Consider the following 15,818-nt stretch of genomic DNA (forward strand, 5'->3'; position numbering starts at 1 on the left):
GCACCCGGCCTGACCGGAAAAGGCGGCGGTTTCGGCCGGTCCGGCGCGGGCCGTCAGGAGGAACGGTCCGTCGGGGACCGGAACGGGTGCTACGCGCGCACGGCTTCCGCGAAGCGGGCGGCGAGCCGGGGGTGACCGGCCCAGTGGACGTGCAGGTAGGAGGCGTGCAGCGTCGGCGAGGCGAAGCCCTCCGGCGCGCCCCCGATCTCCCACGCCGGACGGTCGCCGCAGGCGCCGGGGGTCGTCGCGGTGCGGTGGAACTCGTGCCCGGTGACCCGCTCCCCGGCCCGGGTCAGCAGGGTGTCCCCCGGTGAGACCGCCTCGGGGTAGCGCAGGGTGAGCCGCCCCGTCATCCGGGCGCGCGCGGGGACGGCCCCGGCCATGGGCTCGCCGTCCAGAGACTCGGCCAGGTAGAGCAGGCCCGCGCACTCGGCGACGGTCGGCACCCCCTCCCGCACCGCCTCGCGCAACTGGGTCAGCAGGCCGCGGTTGGCGGCGAGCTCACCGGCGTAGACCTCCGGGAAGCCGCCGCCGAGGTAGACGCCCCGGGTGCCCGGGGGCAGCGCGGTGTCGCCCAGCGGATCGAAGGCGACGACCTCGCACCCGGCGGCGGCGAGCAGTTCCTCGGTCTCGGCGTAGCGGAAGGTGAAGGCCCGGCCGCCCGCCACCGCGACCACCGGCCGCCGAGGCACGGGGGGCTCGTGGGGGCCGTGGTCCGTGTGGGCTGTGTGACGATCACAGGGGCCGCCGGGGACACGAGCCGTGTGGGGCTCATGGTCTGTGTGTGCGGCGTGGGAAGCGCGGGACGCCTCCCGCGCCCATGCCGGACCTCCCAGGGGAGTACCGGGACCCGAGTTCTCCCGTGCCCGCGCCGGGTCTTCGAGCGGAGTACCGGGAACTGACGTCTCCCGCGCCGGGTCCCCGGACGGGATTCCCGTAGCGGGTGCCCCCAGCGCCCGTGCAGGATCCCACGGGCGGGCCTCCAACGCGGGCGCGGAGCGGGCCACGGCGAGCAGCGCGTCCAGGTCCACCTGGCGCGCGACGTGCTCCCCGAGCCGTTCGACCACGCGCGCCGACTCCGCCCGCTCCGACGCCGGGACCAGCCCCAGGTGCCGGGACGGGCTGGCGAGCCGCTCGTCGCGGTGGACCACGCCCAGGACCGGCAGGTGCGTGGCCCGGATGATCTCGGCGACGTTGCGCGCCGAACCCGCCTGGTTGAGGATCACCCCGACCACCTCGACCGCCGGGTCGTAGGCGGCCATCCCCGCCACCAGCGCGCCCACCGAACGCGACATCCGCGACACGTCCACCACCAGCACCACCGGTGTCCGCGTCAGGGCTGCGACGTGCGCGGACGAGGCGAACCCGTCGGTGCCCAGCCGCCCGTCGTGCAGGCCCATGACCCCCTCGACGACGGCGACGTCCGCGCCGCGCGCCCCGTGCAGCAGCAGCGGCACCACGCGTTCCTCGCCGACCAGGTGCGGGTCCAGGTTGCGGCCCGGACGCCCGGTGGCCAGGGCGTGGTATCCGGGGTCGATGTAGTCGGGCCCCACCTTGTGCCCGCTCACCGCGTGCCCGGCGTCGCGCAGCGCCGCCATCAGCCCGGTCGCGACCGTGGTCTTGCCCTGCCCCGTCATGGGAGCGGCGATCATCAGCCGGGGCAGCGCCGTCGGCCCGGCCGACCCCGGTCTCCCGGTGTCCCGGTCTCCCGCCGAACCCCCGCAAGCTCCGGGGGAGGTCACCACTCGATCCCCCGTTGCCCCTTGCGCCCGGCGTCCATGGGGTGCTTGACCTTGGTCATCTCGGTGACCAGGTCGGCGGCCTCCAGCAGCCGCGGGTCGGCGCGGCGGCCGGTGATCACCACGTGCTGGCGGCCGGGGCGGTCCCGCAGGGCGGCCAGGACGTCCTCGACATCGACCCAGCCCCAGTTGAGCGGGTAGGTGAACTCGTCGAGGATGAGCAGGTCGTGCGTCTGGTCGGCGAGCCTTCGCCGAATCTCCGCCCAGCCCTCGGCGGCGTCCGCCGCGTGGTCCTCGGCGTCGCCCTTGCGGCGGCTCCACGACCAGCCCGAACCCATCTTGTGCCACTCGACCGGGCCGCCCTCGCCGGTCTGCTCGTGCAGTTCGCCCAGGCGTTCCAGCACGGTCTGCTCGCCGATGCGCCACTTCGCCGACTTGACGAACTGGAACACCCCGATCCGCCAGCCCTGGTTCCAGCCGCGCAGCGCGAGGCCGAACGCGGCGGTCGACTTGCCCTTGCCGTCACCGGTGTGCACGGCGAACAGGGGCTGGTTGCGGCGCTGGCGCGTGGTGAGCCCGTCGTCGGGGACGACGAGCGGCTGTCCCTTGGGCATCAGGCGGCCCTCTCTCGTACGGCGGTGCCCAGCGCGTCGGCGCTGACCTCGCTGACGGGCATGTGGTCGGCGCCCAGACGGGCGGCCAGGGCGGCGGCCAGGCCCAGGCGCAGCGGCCCGGACTCGCCGTCCACCACGACGGTGGTCACGCCCAGTCCGGCGACGTGGTCGGCGGCGGCCATCGCGCGGCCCACCGCACCCTTGCCGCCGGTGGCCCGGCCGTCGGTGACCACGACCAGGAGCGGGCGCAGCCTCGGGTCCCGCAGCCGCTCGCGGCGCAGGACGCGGGCCGCCTCCTCCAGGCCCTCGGCCAGCGGGGTGCGCCCCCCGGCGGGCAGGTCGTCGAGGCGGGCGGCGGCCACGTCCACCGACCGGGTCGGCGGCAGGGCGAGTTCGGCCTCGCGCCCCCGGAAGGTGACCAGGCCGACCTTGTCGCGGCGCCGGTAGGCGTCCAGGAGCAGGGACAGGATCGCGGTCTTGACCTCGGTCATGCGCCTGCGCGCCGCCATGGAGCCGGAGGCGTCCACGCAGAACAGCACCAGGTTGGTCTCCTGCCCCTCGCGGACCGCGACGCGCAGGTCGCGGGGGCGCAGCCGCAGGCGGCCGCCGTGCTGGGGCCGCAGCGCGGCGGCCCGCACGGTCTCCACCAGGTGGACCGCGCTGCCCGAACCCCGTCCGGGCGCGGCGGCGCCGATCCGGCGGCCCCGCGTGCCCACGGCCCGGCTGCGCCTGCCGTCGGCGCCCTCGCCGGAGCCCCGCACGGTGAGCAGCCGGGTCCGGTAGGGGGCGGCGGCCCTGGCGGTGGCCGGTGGGGCGCCGGAGGGGCGGTGCTCGGGGGAGTCGTCCTCGGCGTCGTCGGGGGCGTGCTCGGCGGAGGCGGGGGAGTGCTCCCGGTCGGCCTCTTCGGCGCCGGGTGTCTCGGCGTCCCCGGCGCCCCCGGAGCGATCCGGGGGACCGGCGTCGTCGGAGGGGTCCTGTGGGTCCTGTGCGTCCGACGGGGCTTCGGAGCCGTCGCCGTCGTCGCTTCCCCGCGGGCCCGGCGGCTCCGGGGGGTCGGGCGGCGGTTCCTCGTCGCCCAGGATCCGGTCCAGGAGCTCCTCGTCCAGTCCCGGCGCGTCGAAGGGGTTGCGTCGGCGCCGGTGCGGCAGGGCGAGCGTGGCGGCGCGGCGGATGTCGGCCCGGGTGACCCGGGTACGGCCCGCCCAGGCCGCGTGCGCCATCGCCGTGCGCGCGGTCACGATGTCGGCGCGCAGGCCGTCCACGTCGTAGGCCGCGCACACCTCGGCGATCTTCAGCAGCGCCGCCTCGGACAGGCGCACCCGGCCCAGCGCCTCCCGGGCCGCCGCGATGCGTTCGGCCAGGGCCTTCTCCGCCTCGTGGTAGCGACCGGCGAAGGCGGCGGGGTCGGCGTCGTGGGACATGCGCCTGCGCACCACCTCGGCGCGGGTCGCGGGCTCGGACGGCGCGGCGACCTCGACGGTGAGCCCGAACCGGTCCAGGAGTTGCGGGCGCAGCTCGCCCTCCTCGGGGTTCATGGTGCCGATGAGCAGGAACCGGGCCGCGTGCTCCACGGAGAACCCGTCGCGCTCCACGGTGACCCGGCCGGTGGCGGCGGCGTCCAGGAGCAGGTCCACCAGGTGGTCGTGCAGGAGGTTGACCTCGTCGACGTAGAGGATGCCGCGGTGGGCCCGGGCCAGCAGACCGGGTTCGTAGGCGACCCTGCCGTGGGTGAGGGCCTGCTCCAGGTGCAGGGAGCCCAGGACGCGGTCCTCGGTGGCGCCGACGGGCAGTTCGACCAGGCGCACCGGGCGGCTCTCCACGGCCGTGCCGGACCCGAAGGGCCCGTCGGGGGAGTGCTGCGCCGGGTCGGCGGGGTCCACGGAGAACCGGTCGCCCTGGTAGACGTCGACGGGCGGCAGGAGGGAGGCCAGGGCGCGGACCGCGGTGGACTTGGCGGTGCCCTTCTCGCCGCGCACCAGGACGCCGCCGATCTCAGGCGAGACGCTGGTGAGGACGAGGGACAGGCCCAGGTCGTCGAGTTCCTCGGCGTCGCAGCCGACGATCGCGGAAAAGGGGTAGTGCGGTGACCGCAATGGCATGTAGAGGCTCCCGCTCATGTCGCCATCGGTAAGGGACGGGCGCGAGGCCGGTCTTCGGACTTGCCGGGTCCTTCCTGGACGGAAGGCTCGGTTCACCGCAGCGGGCCTGTGCCGGAGTCTCACCGGGCTTCCCAGATTCTCCCCGTCGGCCGTCCCCACCGTTTCCGATGGCTGGGCCGTTGGGGCACCTCACGCCTGCCGCCACGATAGCGTCCGAGGAATGAAGGATGACGCGCCCCCTCCCCCCGAACCCAGGATCACCGTCGTCGGCATCGGTGCGGACGGCTGGTCCGGTCTGCCCGAGCGGCTGCGCGCACTCGTCCTGGCCGCCGACACCGTGCTGGGCGGGCGCAGGCATCTGTCGATGCTCCCCGACCGGCCCCGGCAGCGCCGCCGGGCCTGGCCCTCACCCCTGCGCGAGGGCCTGCCGCCACTGCTGGCCTCACTCGACGCCGTCTCAGCCGGCAGTGCGTCCACCGGCGGCGCGTCCGCCGGCCCCGCTTCCGCCGACACCGCTTCCACCCGCAGCGCCTCCCCTGACACCCCCTCCACAGTGGCGCTGGCCTCCGGCGACCCCCTGGTGTCCGGTATCGCCACCACCCTGATCGACCTGCTGGGCGCGGACGCCGTGCGGGTGGAGCCCGCCGTCTCCTCGGTCGCCCTGGCCCGCGCCCGCATGGGCTGGCCCGCCGAACGCTGCGCCGTGGTGGGCCTGGTCGGCCGCGACCCCCGCCTGCTGCTGCGCCAGCTCGCCCCCGGCCACCGCGTCCTGGTGCTCTCCTCCGACGGCGCCACCCCCGCCGCGGTCGCCGCCCTGCTGGTCGGCGCGGGCTACGGCGCCAGCCGGATGACCGTACTGGGCGACCTGGGCGCGGACTCCGAATCGCGCCTGGAGACCACCGCCGACCACTGGCTCGCCTCATCTCCCGGCACGGTGCCCCCGCTGCACGTGCTGGCCCTGGAACTCCTCGGCCCGCCCGGATACGGCCTGGTCGCGGGGCTGCCCGACGACGCCTTCGAACACGACGGGCAGCTCACCAAGCGCGACCTGCGCGCCTCGGCGCTGGCCCGCCTGGCGCCCTCACCCGGCCAGCACCTGTGGGACGTGGGCGCGGGCGCGGGATCGGTCGGCGTCGAGTGGATGCGCGCCCACCCCTCCTGCACCGCCACGGCGGTGGAGGCCCACCCCGGACGGGCCGCGCGGATCGGCCGCAACGCGGGCCGCCTCGGCGTTCCTGGACTGGAGGTGGTCACCGGCCGCGCGCCGGACGCGCTGGCCGGGCTGCCCGCGCCCGACGCGGTGTTCGTCGGCGGCGGCGCGACCCGGCCGGGCGTGCTCGACGCCTGCCTGGGGGCGCTGCGGCCGGGAGGTCGGATCGTGGTGCACGGGGTGACGCTGGAGACCGAGCACCTGCTCGCCGACGCCCACCGGCGCCACGGGGGCGAGCTGACCCGGATCGCCGTCGAGACCACCGCGCCCATCGGCGCGTTCACCGGCTGGACGCCCGCCCGTACGGTCACCCAGTGGTGCCTGGTCACGCCCTCCCGGCAACGACCGGAGTGACCGCGCCCCCGGGCTGGTCGGCCGCTCCCGGCCGGGGCGGATGTGGCACACCGTGGCGGCCGTGCGGTCCGCTTTCCGGCGCCCGGTAGGGCTTGGGCTTCTCGGATTTCCGCTTCGGACGTACCTTGGGCCCTTCCCCGGCGTTACTCTGGCCAGAAGCCGTGTCCGCGTCGTCGCTCACCACCACGGACATCACCCAGGGGGCTTCATGACCGTCGTAGAGCACCACCCGCCGCCCGGAACACCAGCGCTTCCGATGAGCCCGGAGCTGTTCGAGCACCTCGCCGGACAGGCGTTCGAGGCCGACCGTGTTCGTATGGAGATGTTCAACGGGAAGGTCTGGGTCCACAAGGTGACCGACGGAGCGCACGCGGGGATCCTCGCGTGGCTGATGCGTGAGTTCATCGCTCACCGTCCTGAGCTGGACCTCATCACCAGCGGACTGGGGATCAAGGTCGACACCTACCGCAACGGGCGTGCCCGCCCCGACGGCATCCTCGCCCCGGTCGGCCACTTCGACCGGGCGGGCGAATGGGCCGACCCGGAGGGTGTCCTGGCCGTGGTCGAGGTCACCTCCTGGGACGCCGACACCCATGCCCGCGACCGTGTCGAGAAGCCCGCCGCCTATGCGGCTACCGGTATCGGCGTCTACCTGCTGGTGGACCGGGACGCCGATGCCGTCGTGGTCCACAGCCGACCCGTCCGCGGCCAGTACCTGGACCGGAGCACCCATCCCTACGGTGAGGCCGTCCAGATCCCCGGAGCCGACGTCACGTTGGACACCGAAGCACTCAAGCGGTTCGTCCGCTGACACCGACGATCCGGGCAGGGGGCGGGCCGGTCCGACCGCCCCTCACCGGCGCCACGGGGACGAGCTGACCCGGATCGCCGTCGAGACCACCGCGCCCATCGGCGTGTTCACCGGCTGGACTCCCGCCCGCACGGTCACCCAGTAGTGCCTGGCGGTGCTGCCCTGACCCTCCGCTGCGCCGCTTCGCGCCCAGGCGCCGGAGGCACGGGAGCCCTCGGCCCCCGCGCACGCCCCCCTACGCGACCCCGCCCGCGGGACCTCCGGAACCCCTTCGGAGCCCTCCCTATCCGCTGACCCGCGGCCGGGCCGGGTCGTAGAGGTAGGACTCACCACCCCTCTCCGGATCGAGCGCCCGCCCCACCAGGATCACCGCCGCCTGACGGAACCCGGCCTCCTCCACCGCGTCTGCCACGGTGGAGACCGTGCCGCGCAGCACCGCCTCGCCCGGCTGGCTGGCCCGGTACACCACGACCACCGGGCAGTCGCCGCCGTACTCGGGTTCGATCTCGGCCATCAGCTCGCGCACCCGCCGGATCGCCAGGTGCAGCACCAGTGTGGCCCGGGTCGCGGCGAACGCGGCCAGTGACTCGGTCCCGGGCATGGCGGTCGAGCGGGCCCGCGTCCGGGTCAGCACCACCGACTGGGCCACCAGCGGCACGGTCAGCTCCCGCCCCGCCAGCGCCGAGGCGGCCGCGTACGCGGGCACCCCGGGCGTGACGTCCCACGCAACGCCGTGCGCGTCGAGCCTGCGGGTCTGCTCGGCCAGCGCCGAGTACAGCGACGGGTCGCCGGAGGTGAGCCGTACGACGTCGCGGCCCGCGGCGTGCGCGCGGACCAGGTGGTCGGTGATGCGGTCCAGGTCCAGGCCCTGGGTGTCCACCAGTTCCGCGCCGGGCGCGCAGTGCGTCAGGACCTGCGGGTCCAGGTAGGTGCCGGGGTAGAGGACCACGTCGGCCCCGGCGAGCATGCGCGTGGCGCGCACGGTCAGCAGGTCGGCGGCGCCGGGCCCCGCGCCCACGAAGTGCACGGTCACGGCTTCACCCACCTGGGGGTCCACACGCGGCCCGACCCGGTGACCCGGGTTCCGGACGCGCCGACGATGAGCAGGCAGCGCATGTCCACGGCGGCCGGGTCGAGTTCGCCCAGAGTGGTCACCGTCAGGGACTCGCCTTCGCGGCCCACGTCGCGGCCGACCACGACCACGGTGTCGGGTTTGCGGTGCTCCAGCAGGATGCGGCGCGCGGTGACGATCTGCTCGGTCCGGGACCGGGAGGCGGGGTTGTAGACGGCCAGAGCCAGGTCGGCCTCGGCGACGGCGCGCAGCCGCCGCTCGACCACCTCCCACGGTTTGAGGCGGTCCGACAGGCTCATCACCGCGAAGTCGCCGCCCACGGGGGCGCCCGCGCGGGCCGCGACCGCCTGGACGGCGCTCACCCCCGGCACCACCCGGACGGGCACGCCCCGGTAGGCGGGGTCCTCGGCCGCCTCGAACACGGCGGTGGCCATGCCGAAGACCCCGGCGTCCCCGCCGGAGACCACGGCCACGCGTTCGCCGCGCCCGGCCAGGTCGAGGGCGAACCGGGCGCGCTGGAGTTCGACGGTGTTGCCGGAGGCGTGCCGGGTCAGCCCGGGGCGCTGCGGGACCCGGTTGACGTAGGGGCCGTAGCCCACCACGTGGTCCACCCCGGCCAGCGCCGCGCTCGCCTCGGGGGTGAGCCAGCCCCCGGGGCCGGGGCCCAGGCCCACGACCAGCAGTTCGGCCGCCGGTCCGGCGGCCTCGGACGCCGTGCCCGCCGCCGGTCCTGCGGAACCGGGCGTCGCCCCGGCCGCCGGTTCCGTCAGCGCCCGCGCGTCCGCGCCGACCCGCCGGGAGCGCGGGCCGTTGCGGCTGTCCCCGGTCACCAGCACCAGGGAGAAGTAGGGCACCGTCGCCGGGTCGACCTCGGCCACCGGCAGCCGCCGCTCCCCGCCCATCGAGGCCCGCTCCACGTACACCGCGTGCTCCAGCCGACCCGCCGCTGCCAGGGCGCGGCGCACGGCCGGGAAGGTCCGGCCCAGCTTCATGACCACGGCCGCGTCGGTGTCGGCCAGGCGGCGGGCCAGTTCCGGTTCGGGCAGGGTGCCGGGCAGCACGGTGAGCACGTCGGTCTGCCGGGCCAGCGGGGCGGCCGCGGCGGCCGTGGCGGCGGCGAACGCCGGGACGCCCGGCACGATCTCGGTGGGGTAGCGCTCGGACAGCCGGTCGTGCATGTACATGTACGACCCGTAGAACAGCGGGTCGCCCTCCGAGAGCAGGACGACGTCGCGCCCGGCGTCCAGGTGGGCGGCCAGCCGCGCGGCGGACTCCTCGTAGAAGTCGGCCAGCGCCCCCGCGTAGCCGCCCGGATGGTCGGTCGCCCCGGTGGTCACCGGATACGTCAACCGCTCCTCGACCACCCCCTCCGGGATCAGCGCGTCGGCGATGCGGCGGGCGTTGGACTCCTTGCCCACACCCGCGTGGTAGGCGACGACGTCGGCCGCGGCGATGAGCCTGGCCGCCTTGAGGGTGATCAGCTCGGGGTCGCCCGGGCCGACGCCGACGCCGTGGAAACGGCCGGTCATTCCTCCTCCTTGGCGAGTGCGTTGAGGGCCGAGGAGGTCATCGCCGAACCCCCGCGGCGGCCGCGTGCGGTCACGTAGGGGACGTCGACGCCGTGGCGGTCGCACAGCTCGGTCAGCGCCTGCTTGGACTCGGCGGCGCCGATGAAGCCGACCGGGCAGCCCACGATCGCCGCGGGGCGCGGAGCGCCGTCGATCAGCATCTCCAGCAGGTGGAACAGGGCGGTGGGCGCGTTGCCGACGGCGACCACGGCGCCGTCGAGCAGCGGCTCCCACAGCGACACCGCGGCGGCCGTGCGGGTGGTGCCCCACTCACGGGCCAGGCCGGGCACCCGTTCGTCGCCCAGGAGGCAGAGCACCTCGTTGTCGCTGGGCAGGCGGCTCGCGGTCACGCCGGAGGCCACCATGCGCGCGTCGCACAGGATCGGCGCACCGGCCCGGAGGGCGGCGCGCGCCGCGGGAACCAGGTCGGGGTGGACGACGAGGTCGTCGGCGAGGTCGACCTGACCGGTGCCGTGGATCATCCGCACGGCGAGCCGCTCGGCGTTGGCGGGCAGGTGGTCGAGCCGGGCCTCGCGCCGGATGGTGGCGAAGGAGTCGGCGTAGATGGCGGGACCGTCGTCGACGTACCCGTAGTGCCGGTTCGGTCTTCTGGGGGAGGTCACCGCGCCTCCCCGGGGACGTGGTCGGGCTGTCCGGGAACGAGACCGTGCCCTCCGGGAACGAGCACGGCTCGCCACGGCGTGACGACGAGTTCGCCGGAACCGGCCCCGACGGCTTCGGCGGCGAGCGCTTCGGCGGCGGCCCGGTCCAGGCCGTCCTCGGACACGGGGACGTGCCGTCCGATCCCGGGCAGTAGGCCGTACGGCAGCGGCGGCGCGCGGTCGGGCAGCCGCGGGTCCGGCGGTGCCGGGTCGGTCAGGGGCGAGGGGAGTTCGGCGACGTGCCAGGGGGCGTCGGGGCCGTCGACGCGCCGCTCCAGGAACCGGTCGGCGAGGTGCACGAGCGCGGCCGCGGCCTCGTCCAGCGGCGTCAGCGGGCCCCAGTGCTCGCCGACCCTGAGCTGGGCGGTGTGCGCGTCGAGGGCGACGAGCCCCAGGTCGCAGGGGCGCTCCAGCAGGTCGCCGCTTCCGTCGTCCAGGGCGAAGAGGAAGCGGCCGGGCAGGGCGGCGCGGTGCGGTTCGGCGCACAGCAGAGTGTCCAGCTCGGCGGCCACGGGGCGCAGGTCTGCCTTCCCGCCCGCCAGTCCCGTGCACGGGGAGACCATGACGTTGCGGACCAGTTCGTGGGAGGGCGAGGGCAGCAGGCCTGTCCCCTCCAGGGCCCGGAGCACCTCGGGGGACAGCCGCCCCCCGTCTCCGGGCAGGGCGCGCAGCTGCACGTTGGCCCGGCCGGTGACGTGGATCCGGCCGTCGCCGTACTCCTGGGCCACGGCGGCCAGGGCGCGCAGCGAACGGACGGGAAGCCTGCCGCCGACGAGCCGGAGCCGCACCAGCAGCCCGTCGTCTGCGGGCCAGGGCCGCAGGGCGCCCGGGCAGCGGTCGCGCCGGGCGCGGACGGTGGGGGATGGGGATGGGGAACCCATCGGGGGCATGCGCGTCCTTCTGGTCAGGGACCCGTTCGCGGGGTCCGCGGTCGACCTGGCGGCCCGTCACCGCCAGCGCCAGCAGGTCTTCGGACTCGGGATCGACCGGTGCGGAGCGCCTTCCCGGAGCGTTGCGCTCCAGTGGCTGTCCCGGGGAACCGCGTCCCCGGGGCGTGCCCGCCCGTCACCCTCACCGCTGCGCGTCAGTCCCGGATTCGCACCGGGTTCCCTGCCCCACGAGGTGGAGTTCGACTGGCTCGACGAGGGTACCGTTCCCCTCCCGGGCCAGGTCCGGGGGCCTTCCCTCCAAGGGCCGCGGACCGGCGCCGCCCCGGGCGCCGTGGCGGAGTCCGGAGGCCCGCGAACGCGGCCCGCTCCCGGAGGCGGCGCCCTGGCACACGGCGCCGAAAGGCGCCCCGCGGGGCTGTCCGCGACCGAAAGCGGCGGTGCCCCGGCCCGCGGCGGCGCGTGTTTTCGGGCCTGATTCCGGTACGTGTTCGAGCGCGACAGCGGTGGTGACGGCGGGTGTGGAGCCTTACGGGGGCTTTGCGGGGATTTTAGGGTTTCCTGTTTCGGGCAGTGGGACGGGTCAAGGGCGGTTCACACCAGTACGCCGCTCTCACGGGGACCACCGAAGGAGGAAGAGCATGAGCGCCAGTGAGAAGGGTCGCAGCCAGGCCGAGATGGTCAAGGGCAAGGCCAAGGAGACCACCGGCAAGGCCACCGGCAACGACCGCATGAAGAACGAGGGACGCGCCGAGATGGCCAAGGGGCGCTTGCGCCAGGGCAAGGAGGACATGAAGAAGGGCCGGTAGGTGCCGCCTTCGCGGACGGTCGCGAACGGCCCCCTGCCAGCGGGCGCCTCCCGCCCGGCCGGCCGGACGGGGAGGGCCGCGAGCCCCCGCCCCGCCGGGGCCGCCGACCCGGCCGCCTCACGCCCGAGGGGAGCGGAGCACGTGCCTCGCACGTGCTCCGCTCCCCTTTCGCGTGGCCGCCCCGGGCGGGGCTCACGTCGTGGAGCGCTCCTGCTCCGGTTCGATGCGGCGGATGCCGAAGCCCCGCGTCAGCGGTGCCAGGAAGGCGATCAGGGCGGAGAACAGGAAACCGCCCCAGTTGAACACCGCCCACGGCAGGAACTCGAAGTTGGCCACGCCCAGGGTCGTGGCGAAGAAGACGCCCGACACCGTCCACGGCATCAGCACCTCGGTGATCGTGACCGAGTCCTCCATGCTGCGCGACAGGTTGACCGGGTGCAGGTTCCTGGCCCGGTAGGCGTCGCCGTAGACGTCCTTGACCAGGAAGAAGGTCACCAGGGCGTTGGAGGTGCCGTTGATGATGGTGAAGCCGGAGAGCAGGGTGGTGAGGATGAGGCTGCCAGTGGACCGCAGCTTGGCGATGAGCCCCTCCAGCAGGACCCGCAGCACGCCCGACTTCTCCAGCGCCGAGGCGAAGAAGAAGGCGCAGAAGACGAAGAACGCCGAGTTGTACATCGAGTACAGACCGCCCCGGTTCACCAGCTCGGCCAGGACGTCGGAGACCCCGTCCCCCTGCGGCAGCATGTCGGTGGTGAAGCCGGAGACGACCGCGGCGAACAGGTCGCCCGCGCTCGCACCCTGGACCAGCAGCGCGATCAGCAGCGCCGTCATGGACGACGCGAACAGCACGACCAGCGGCGGTTTCCTCATGATGGACCCGGCGAGCACGACAACCGCCGGGATCAGCAGCAGCGGGTTGAGGGTGAACAACCCGTTCAGCTCGGTGACGACCTCGTCGACGCCGCCCAGGCCGGCGGGCGAGGCGGTGATGGTGGTGCCCGCGAGCAGGAAGACGACGGCGGCCAGCACCGACGAGGGCACGGCCGTGTAGAGCATGTGCCGGATGTGCTCGTACAGGTTGGCGCCCGCCGCGAGCGAGCTCATGTTGGTGGTGTCCGACAGCGGCGAGAGCTTGTCCCCGAAGTAGGCGCCGGACACGACCGCGCCCGCCGTGATCGCCAGCGACGCGTCCATCGTCTGGGCCACCCCGATCAGGGCGACCCCGATCGTGCCGCCCGAACCCCAGGAGGTGCCGGTGAAGGTGGAGACCAGCGCGGTGGCCAGGAAGGCCAGCACGTACAGGTAGGACGGGTTGATGAGCTCAAGGCCGTAGTAGACCATGAGGGGGATCGTTCCGGCGATCATCCACGAGCCGATGAGCATGCCGATGCTGAGCAGGATCAGGACCGCGGGCAGGGCGCTCTTGAGCTTGTCGCCCATGTTCGTCAGCACGTCGTCCCAGCGCACGCCGTGCCAGAGCGCGAAGACGGCGAACACCACCCCCGCGAAGATGAGCATGAGCTCGGCGGGGTACTTCAGGACGCCGATGCCGCCGACCAGAATCGCGACGGTGATGACCACGGGGACGCACGCCGCCGCCACGCCGGGTCGGCGGACGTTCTCGTCCGGGGGGTTAGCCATCTACTTTCCTCTCGGTGATGACCGCTTTCGGTCTTCTACAGTGCGGTGAAGGCCCTTTCGAGATCCTCGATCTGGCTGTCGGCCCCTTCCAGGCCCACGGAGAGGCGGACCATTCCGGGTGAGAATCCCTTCTCCCGCATCGCCTCCTCGTTTCCGGGCCGAACGGGTGCGGTGACCAGGCTTTCGTAGCCGCCCCAGCTCGCGCCGATCCGGAACAGCGACAAACGGTTGACGAAGGCCGCGACCTTCTCGAAGGAGGGGTCCTTCAGGTCGAAACTGAGCAGCCCGGAGAAACCGCTGAACTGGTTCCTGATCAGGGGGTCGTCGGGCCGGTGGTCGTGGTGGGGGTGGTGGATCGCCGCCACCTCGGGCCGGGTCGCCAGGTAGTCGATGACCCGCACGGCGCTGCGCTCGTGCTCGGCCATCCTGATCGGCAGCGTCCGCAGCCCGCGCAGCACCATCGACGCCTCGACGGCCGACATGACCGAGCCCAGGAGCTGGAACCCGGTGTAAAAGAGGTCGCGCACGAAGGAGGCGGGGCCGATCACCGCCCCGCCGAGGACGTCGCTGTGACCGCCGATGTACTTGGTGCACGAGTGGATGACGATGTCCACCCCGGCCAGGATCGGCTTCTGGAAGAGCGGCGTGGACCAGGTGTTGTCCATCACGGTCCAGATCCCCCGGGCCCGGGCGGTGCGGGTGATCGCGGCCACGTCCAGGACCTTCATCAGCATGGTCCCGGGGCTCTCGACGTAGACCAGCGCCGTGTTCTCCCGCAGGTGCTCCTCGATGTCGGAGGTGCCGTCGGGGAGCACGGTGTGGTCGATGCCGAAACCGCGCAGGTGCTCGGCCATCTCCAGGGCCGGGCCGTAGGTGCTGTTGACGAAGAGGATGTGGTCCCCACCGCGCAGCAGGCTCATCAGAACGGCGCTGATGGCGCCCATTCCGGAACCGAAGCACTTACAGGCCTCGCCGCGCTCCAGAAGGGCCAGCCTCTCCTCCAGAAAGGCGACCGTGGGATTGGCGCCGCGGCTGTAGACGTACCTCTCGTGTTCCTGTTCCTGCTCTTCGATGAACGCCTCGAACGAGGGTTTGGTGAAAATGCTGGTCTGGAACACCGGAGGGGCGACCGCGCCGTGGACGTTCTCCGCCCCCTCCCACGCGCTCATGCAGATTTCCCTGTCGGACCTGTCCACCGTTGCCCTCCGGTCGGCTCGTGGGCGCGGTCGTGCGGGCGCGGCGGGGGGAGGGTTTCCGACCCGCCGCCGCGCCCGCCGTCGCCGCCCGTGCGCGGGCGGTGCCCGCGCTCGTGTCGGTGCGGTCGGCGGCCGTCCGGGGTCGGACACACCGCTCGCACGCGTGCTCTCGGCAGGGCCGCGCGGTCGAGACGACGCGGGCCCGTGCCGGTGCGGTCATCTTGTAGTACAAGCTGCTAGGTAGTCAATGGGGTGGCGCCGGTCCGCCCGCGGGCCCCGGCGTCTGTACGCTGAGGATTCGGCACATCCCTCCAGTGAAGGACGAGGCGTACACGATGGGATCAGCGTCGCCGGGAACCCAGGGCGAAGGGCTCGCAGGCCGGTCCCAGCCGCGGCACGCCCGACCGAACTCGCTGACCTCTCAGGTCGTCGCCTTCGTGGAGGAGCTGTGCGTGGGCCCCGACGCGCAGCCGGGCAGCCAGCTGCCCTCGGAGAAGGAACTGGCCGAACGCTTCGGGGTGAGCCGGGTCGTGCTGCGCGAGGCGCTGAGGACCCTGGAGGCCAAGGGTCTGATCCACCGCCGCCAGGGCAAGCCCGCGGTCATCGCCTCGCCCAACGCCCTGCCGGTGGAGAACTTCGTGGCCCTGTCGGTGCTGCGCGACCGCCGGGCGCTGATGGAGTTCACCGAGATCCGCAAGGCGCTGGAGGTGCACGGCGCCCGGCTGGCCGCGCAGCGCATCGCCGGGCCGGAGGAGGAGCAGACCCGCGAGGACATCGCCCGGGCACGCCAGGCCATCGCCGACATGCGCGCCGCGCCCCTGGACGTGCCCAACCGCGTGCGCACCGACTTCGCCTTCCACCAGGCCCTGATCGCGGCCTCGGGCAACCGGAGCCTCACCCAGATCCTGGACGCGCTCGAACGGTCCCTGGCCGACAGCCGCGAGCAGAGCCACCGCCGGTTCCTGGCCACGGCGCAGGACCCGGCGGTGTCGGCGACCGAACACGAGGAGGTGCTGGAGGCGGTGCTGAGCGGCGACCCCGCCCGCGCGGTGGCGGCGATGGAGGAGCACCTCCAGGTCACCCTGCGCGAGATCGAGACCCGCCCCAAGGCGGAGGGGGCGCGCGAGGACCGGGACTGACGGGACTCTGGTCGCCG

13 protein-coding genes and 2 riboswitches are annotated in these 15,818 nt (G+C 74.1%); of the genes, 4 read left to right on the top strand and 9 right to left on the bottom strand.

Features of this window, described 5'->3' with window-relative positions; all coding sequences use genetic code 11:
- Nucleotides 1-89 precede the first annotated feature (89 nt).
- The 3 genes from AC0VX6_RS11880 to AC0VX6_RS11890 form a co-directional block, all read right to left on the bottom strand.
- Nucleotides 90-1,652 (bottom strand): cobyrinate a,c-diamide synthase, encoded by a 1,563-nt coding sequence (locus AC0VX6_RS11880; RefSeq protein WP_475468609.1) that lies wholly within the window; start codon nucleotides 1,650-1,652, stop codon nucleotides 90-92.
- An 86-nt stretch (nucleotides 1,653-1,738) separates the two neighbouring features.
- Nucleotides 1,739-2,353: a cob(I)yrinic acid a,c-diamide adenosyltransferase gene (cobO, locus tag AC0VX6_RS11885; protein ID WP_061078750.1), complete on the bottom strand. Its 615-nt coding sequence runs from the start codon at nucleotides 2,351-2,353 to the stop codon at nucleotides 1,739-1,741.
- Complete coding sequence (locus AC0VX6_RS11890; RefSeq protein WP_475469318.1) at nucleotides 2,353-4,446, bottom strand: VWA domain-containing protein; 2,094 nt, start codon at nucleotides 4,444-4,446, stop codon at nucleotides 2,353-2,355. The genes cobO and AC0VX6_RS11890 overlap by 1 nt, the downstream gene beginning before the upstream one ends.
- 34 nt (nucleotides 4,447-4,480) lie before the next feature.
- Nucleotides 4,481-4,622, bottom strand: a riboswitch (cobalamin riboswitch).
- A 50-nt stretch (nucleotides 4,623-4,672) separates the two neighbouring features.
- Here AC0VX6_RS11890 and cbiT point away from each other — a divergent pair.
- Both cbiT and AC0VX6_RS11900 read left to right on the top strand, forming a co-directional pair.
- Nucleotides 4,673-6,016 carry a precorrin-6Y C5,15-methyltransferase (decarboxylating) subunit CbiT gene (gene cbiT / locus AC0VX6_RS11895; RefSeq protein ID WP_274977577.1) on the top strand — a complete coding sequence of 448 codons (1,344 nt, stop codon included), beginning with the start codon at nucleotides 4,673-4,675 and terminating at the stop codon, nucleotides 6,014-6,016.
- Between the two features lie 208 nt (nucleotides 6,017-6,224).
- A complete protein-coding gene (locus AC0VX6_RS11900) occupies nucleotides 6,225-6,827 on the top strand; it encodes a Uma2 family endonuclease (protein ID WP_475468611.1) in 603 nt (200 codons plus the stop codon).
- A gap of 283 nt (nucleotides 6,828-7,110) precedes the next feature.
- Here AC0VX6_RS11900 and cobM read toward each other — a convergent pair whose 3' ends face one another.
- Genes cobM through AC0VX6_RS11920 form a run of 4 tightly spaced genes read right to left on the bottom strand, consistent with a single transcriptional unit; the run spans nucleotide 7,111 to nucleotide 11,019 of the window.
- Entirely contained in the window at nucleotides 7,111-7,872 is a 762-nt protein-coding gene (cobM, locus tag AC0VX6_RS11905) for a precorrin-4 C(11)-methyltransferase (protein WP_274977579.1), read from the bottom strand.
- Nucleotides 7,857-9,428, bottom strand: coding sequence for a precorrin-2 C(20)-methyltransferase (locus AC0VX6_RS11910; RefSeq protein WP_475468614.1), 1,572 nt, complete (start codon nucleotides 9,426-9,428; stop codon nucleotides 7,857-7,859). Before AC0VX6_RS11910 ends, cobM begins: the two co-directional genes overlap by 16 nt.
- Nucleotides 9,425-10,090, bottom strand: coding sequence for a precorrin-8X methylmutase (locus AC0VX6_RS11915; protein ID WP_274977581.1), 666 nt, complete (start codon nucleotides 10,088-10,090; stop codon nucleotides 9,425-9,427). The genes AC0VX6_RS11910 and AC0VX6_RS11915 overlap by 4 nt, the downstream gene beginning before the upstream one ends.
- The gene (locus AC0VX6_RS11920) at nucleotides 10,087-11,019 is read right to left on the bottom strand and encodes a nitrite reductase (protein WP_475468616.1); all 933 of its coding nucleotides are present in this window, start codon (nucleotides 11,017-11,019) and stop codon (nucleotides 10,087-10,089) included. The genes AC0VX6_RS11915 and AC0VX6_RS11920 overlap by 4 nt, the downstream gene beginning before the upstream one ends.
- Before the next feature lie 54 nt (nucleotides 11,020-11,073).
- A riboswitch (cobalamin riboswitch) is annotated at nucleotides 11,074-11,281 on the bottom strand.
- 376 nt (nucleotides 11,282-11,657) lie between these two features.
- On the opposite strand from AC0VX6_RS11920, the gene AC0VX6_RS11925 reads away from it, so the two are divergent.
- Nucleotides 11,658-11,825, top strand: coding sequence for a CsbD family protein (locus AC0VX6_RS11925; RefSeq protein ID WP_130397637.1), 168 nt, complete (start codon nucleotides 11,658-11,660; stop codon nucleotides 11,823-11,825).
- A 192-nt stretch (nucleotides 11,826-12,017) separates the two neighbouring features.
- Here the strand turns inward: AC0VX6_RS11925 and nhaC are convergent, their stop codons facing one another.
- Nucleotides 12,018-13,466: a Na+/H+ antiporter NhaC gene (nhaC, locus tag AC0VX6_RS11930; protein ID WP_274977583.1), complete on the bottom strand. Its 1,449-nt coding sequence runs from the start codon at nucleotides 13,464-13,466 to the stop codon at nucleotides 12,018-12,020.
- Nucleotides 13,467-13,501: 35 nt separating this feature from the next.
- Nucleotides 13,502-14,635: a trans-sulfuration enzyme family protein gene (locus tag AC0VX6_RS11935; RefSeq protein WP_274977584.1), complete on the bottom strand. Its 1,134-nt coding sequence runs from the start codon at nucleotides 14,633-14,635 to the stop codon at nucleotides 13,502-13,504.
- A 362-nt stretch (nucleotides 14,636-14,997) separates the two neighbouring features.
- Here AC0VX6_RS11935 and AC0VX6_RS11940 point away from each other — a divergent pair, with 362 nt between their 5' ends.
- On the top strand, nucleotides 14,998-15,801 hold the full coding sequence (locus tag AC0VX6_RS11940; protein ID WP_475468618.1) for a FadR/GntR family transcriptional regulator: 804 nt from the start codon (nucleotides 14,998-15,000) through the stop codon (nucleotides 15,799-15,801).
- Nucleotides 15,802-15,818: the final 17 nt, after the last annotated feature.

Source organism: Nocardiopsis sp. iso_25, from assembly GCF_056173305.1.

Bases quoted from the DNA above. Each gene is read 5' to 3' on its own strand.
- AC0VX6_RS11880 (WP_475468609.1), bottom strand. From the start codon at position 1,652: ATGATCGCCGCTCCCATGACGGGGCAGGGCAAGACCACGGTCGCGACC.
- cobO (WP_061078750.1), bottom strand. From the start codon at position 2,353: ATGCCCAAGGGACAGCCGCTCGTCGTCCCCGACGACGGGCTCACCACG.
- AC0VX6_RS11920 (WP_475468616.1), bottom strand. From the start codon at position 11,019: ATGCCCCCGATGGGTTCCCCATCCCCATCCCCCACCGTCCGCGCCCGG.
- AC0VX6_RS11925 (WP_130397637.1), top strand. From the start codon at position 11,658: ATGAGCGCCAGTGAGAAGGGTCGCAGCCAGGCCGAGATGGTCAAGGGC.
- AC0VX6_RS11910 (WP_475468614.1), bottom strand. From the start codon at position 9,428: ATGACCGGCCGTTTCCACGGCGTCGGCGTCGGCCCGGGCGACCCCGAG.
- AC0VX6_RS11900 (WP_475468611.1), top strand. From the start codon at position 6,225: ATGACCGTCGTAGAGCACCACCCGCCGCCCGGAACACCAGCGCTTCCG.
- AC0VX6_RS11940 (WP_475468618.1), top strand. From the start codon at position 14,998: ATGGGATCAGCGTCGCCGGGAACCCAGGGCGAAGGGCTCGCAGGCCGG.
- cbiT (WP_274977577.1), top strand. From the start codon at position 4,673: ATGAAGGATGACGCGCCCCCTCCCCCCGAACCCAGGATCACCGTCGTC.
- AC0VX6_RS11935 (WP_274977584.1), bottom strand. From the start codon at position 14,635: ATGAGCGCGTGGGAGGGGGCGGAGAACGTCCACGGCGCGGTCGCCCCT.
- nhaC (WP_274977583.1), bottom strand. From the start codon at position 13,466: ATGGCTAACCCCCCGGACGAGAACGTCCGCCGACCCGGCGTGGCGGCG.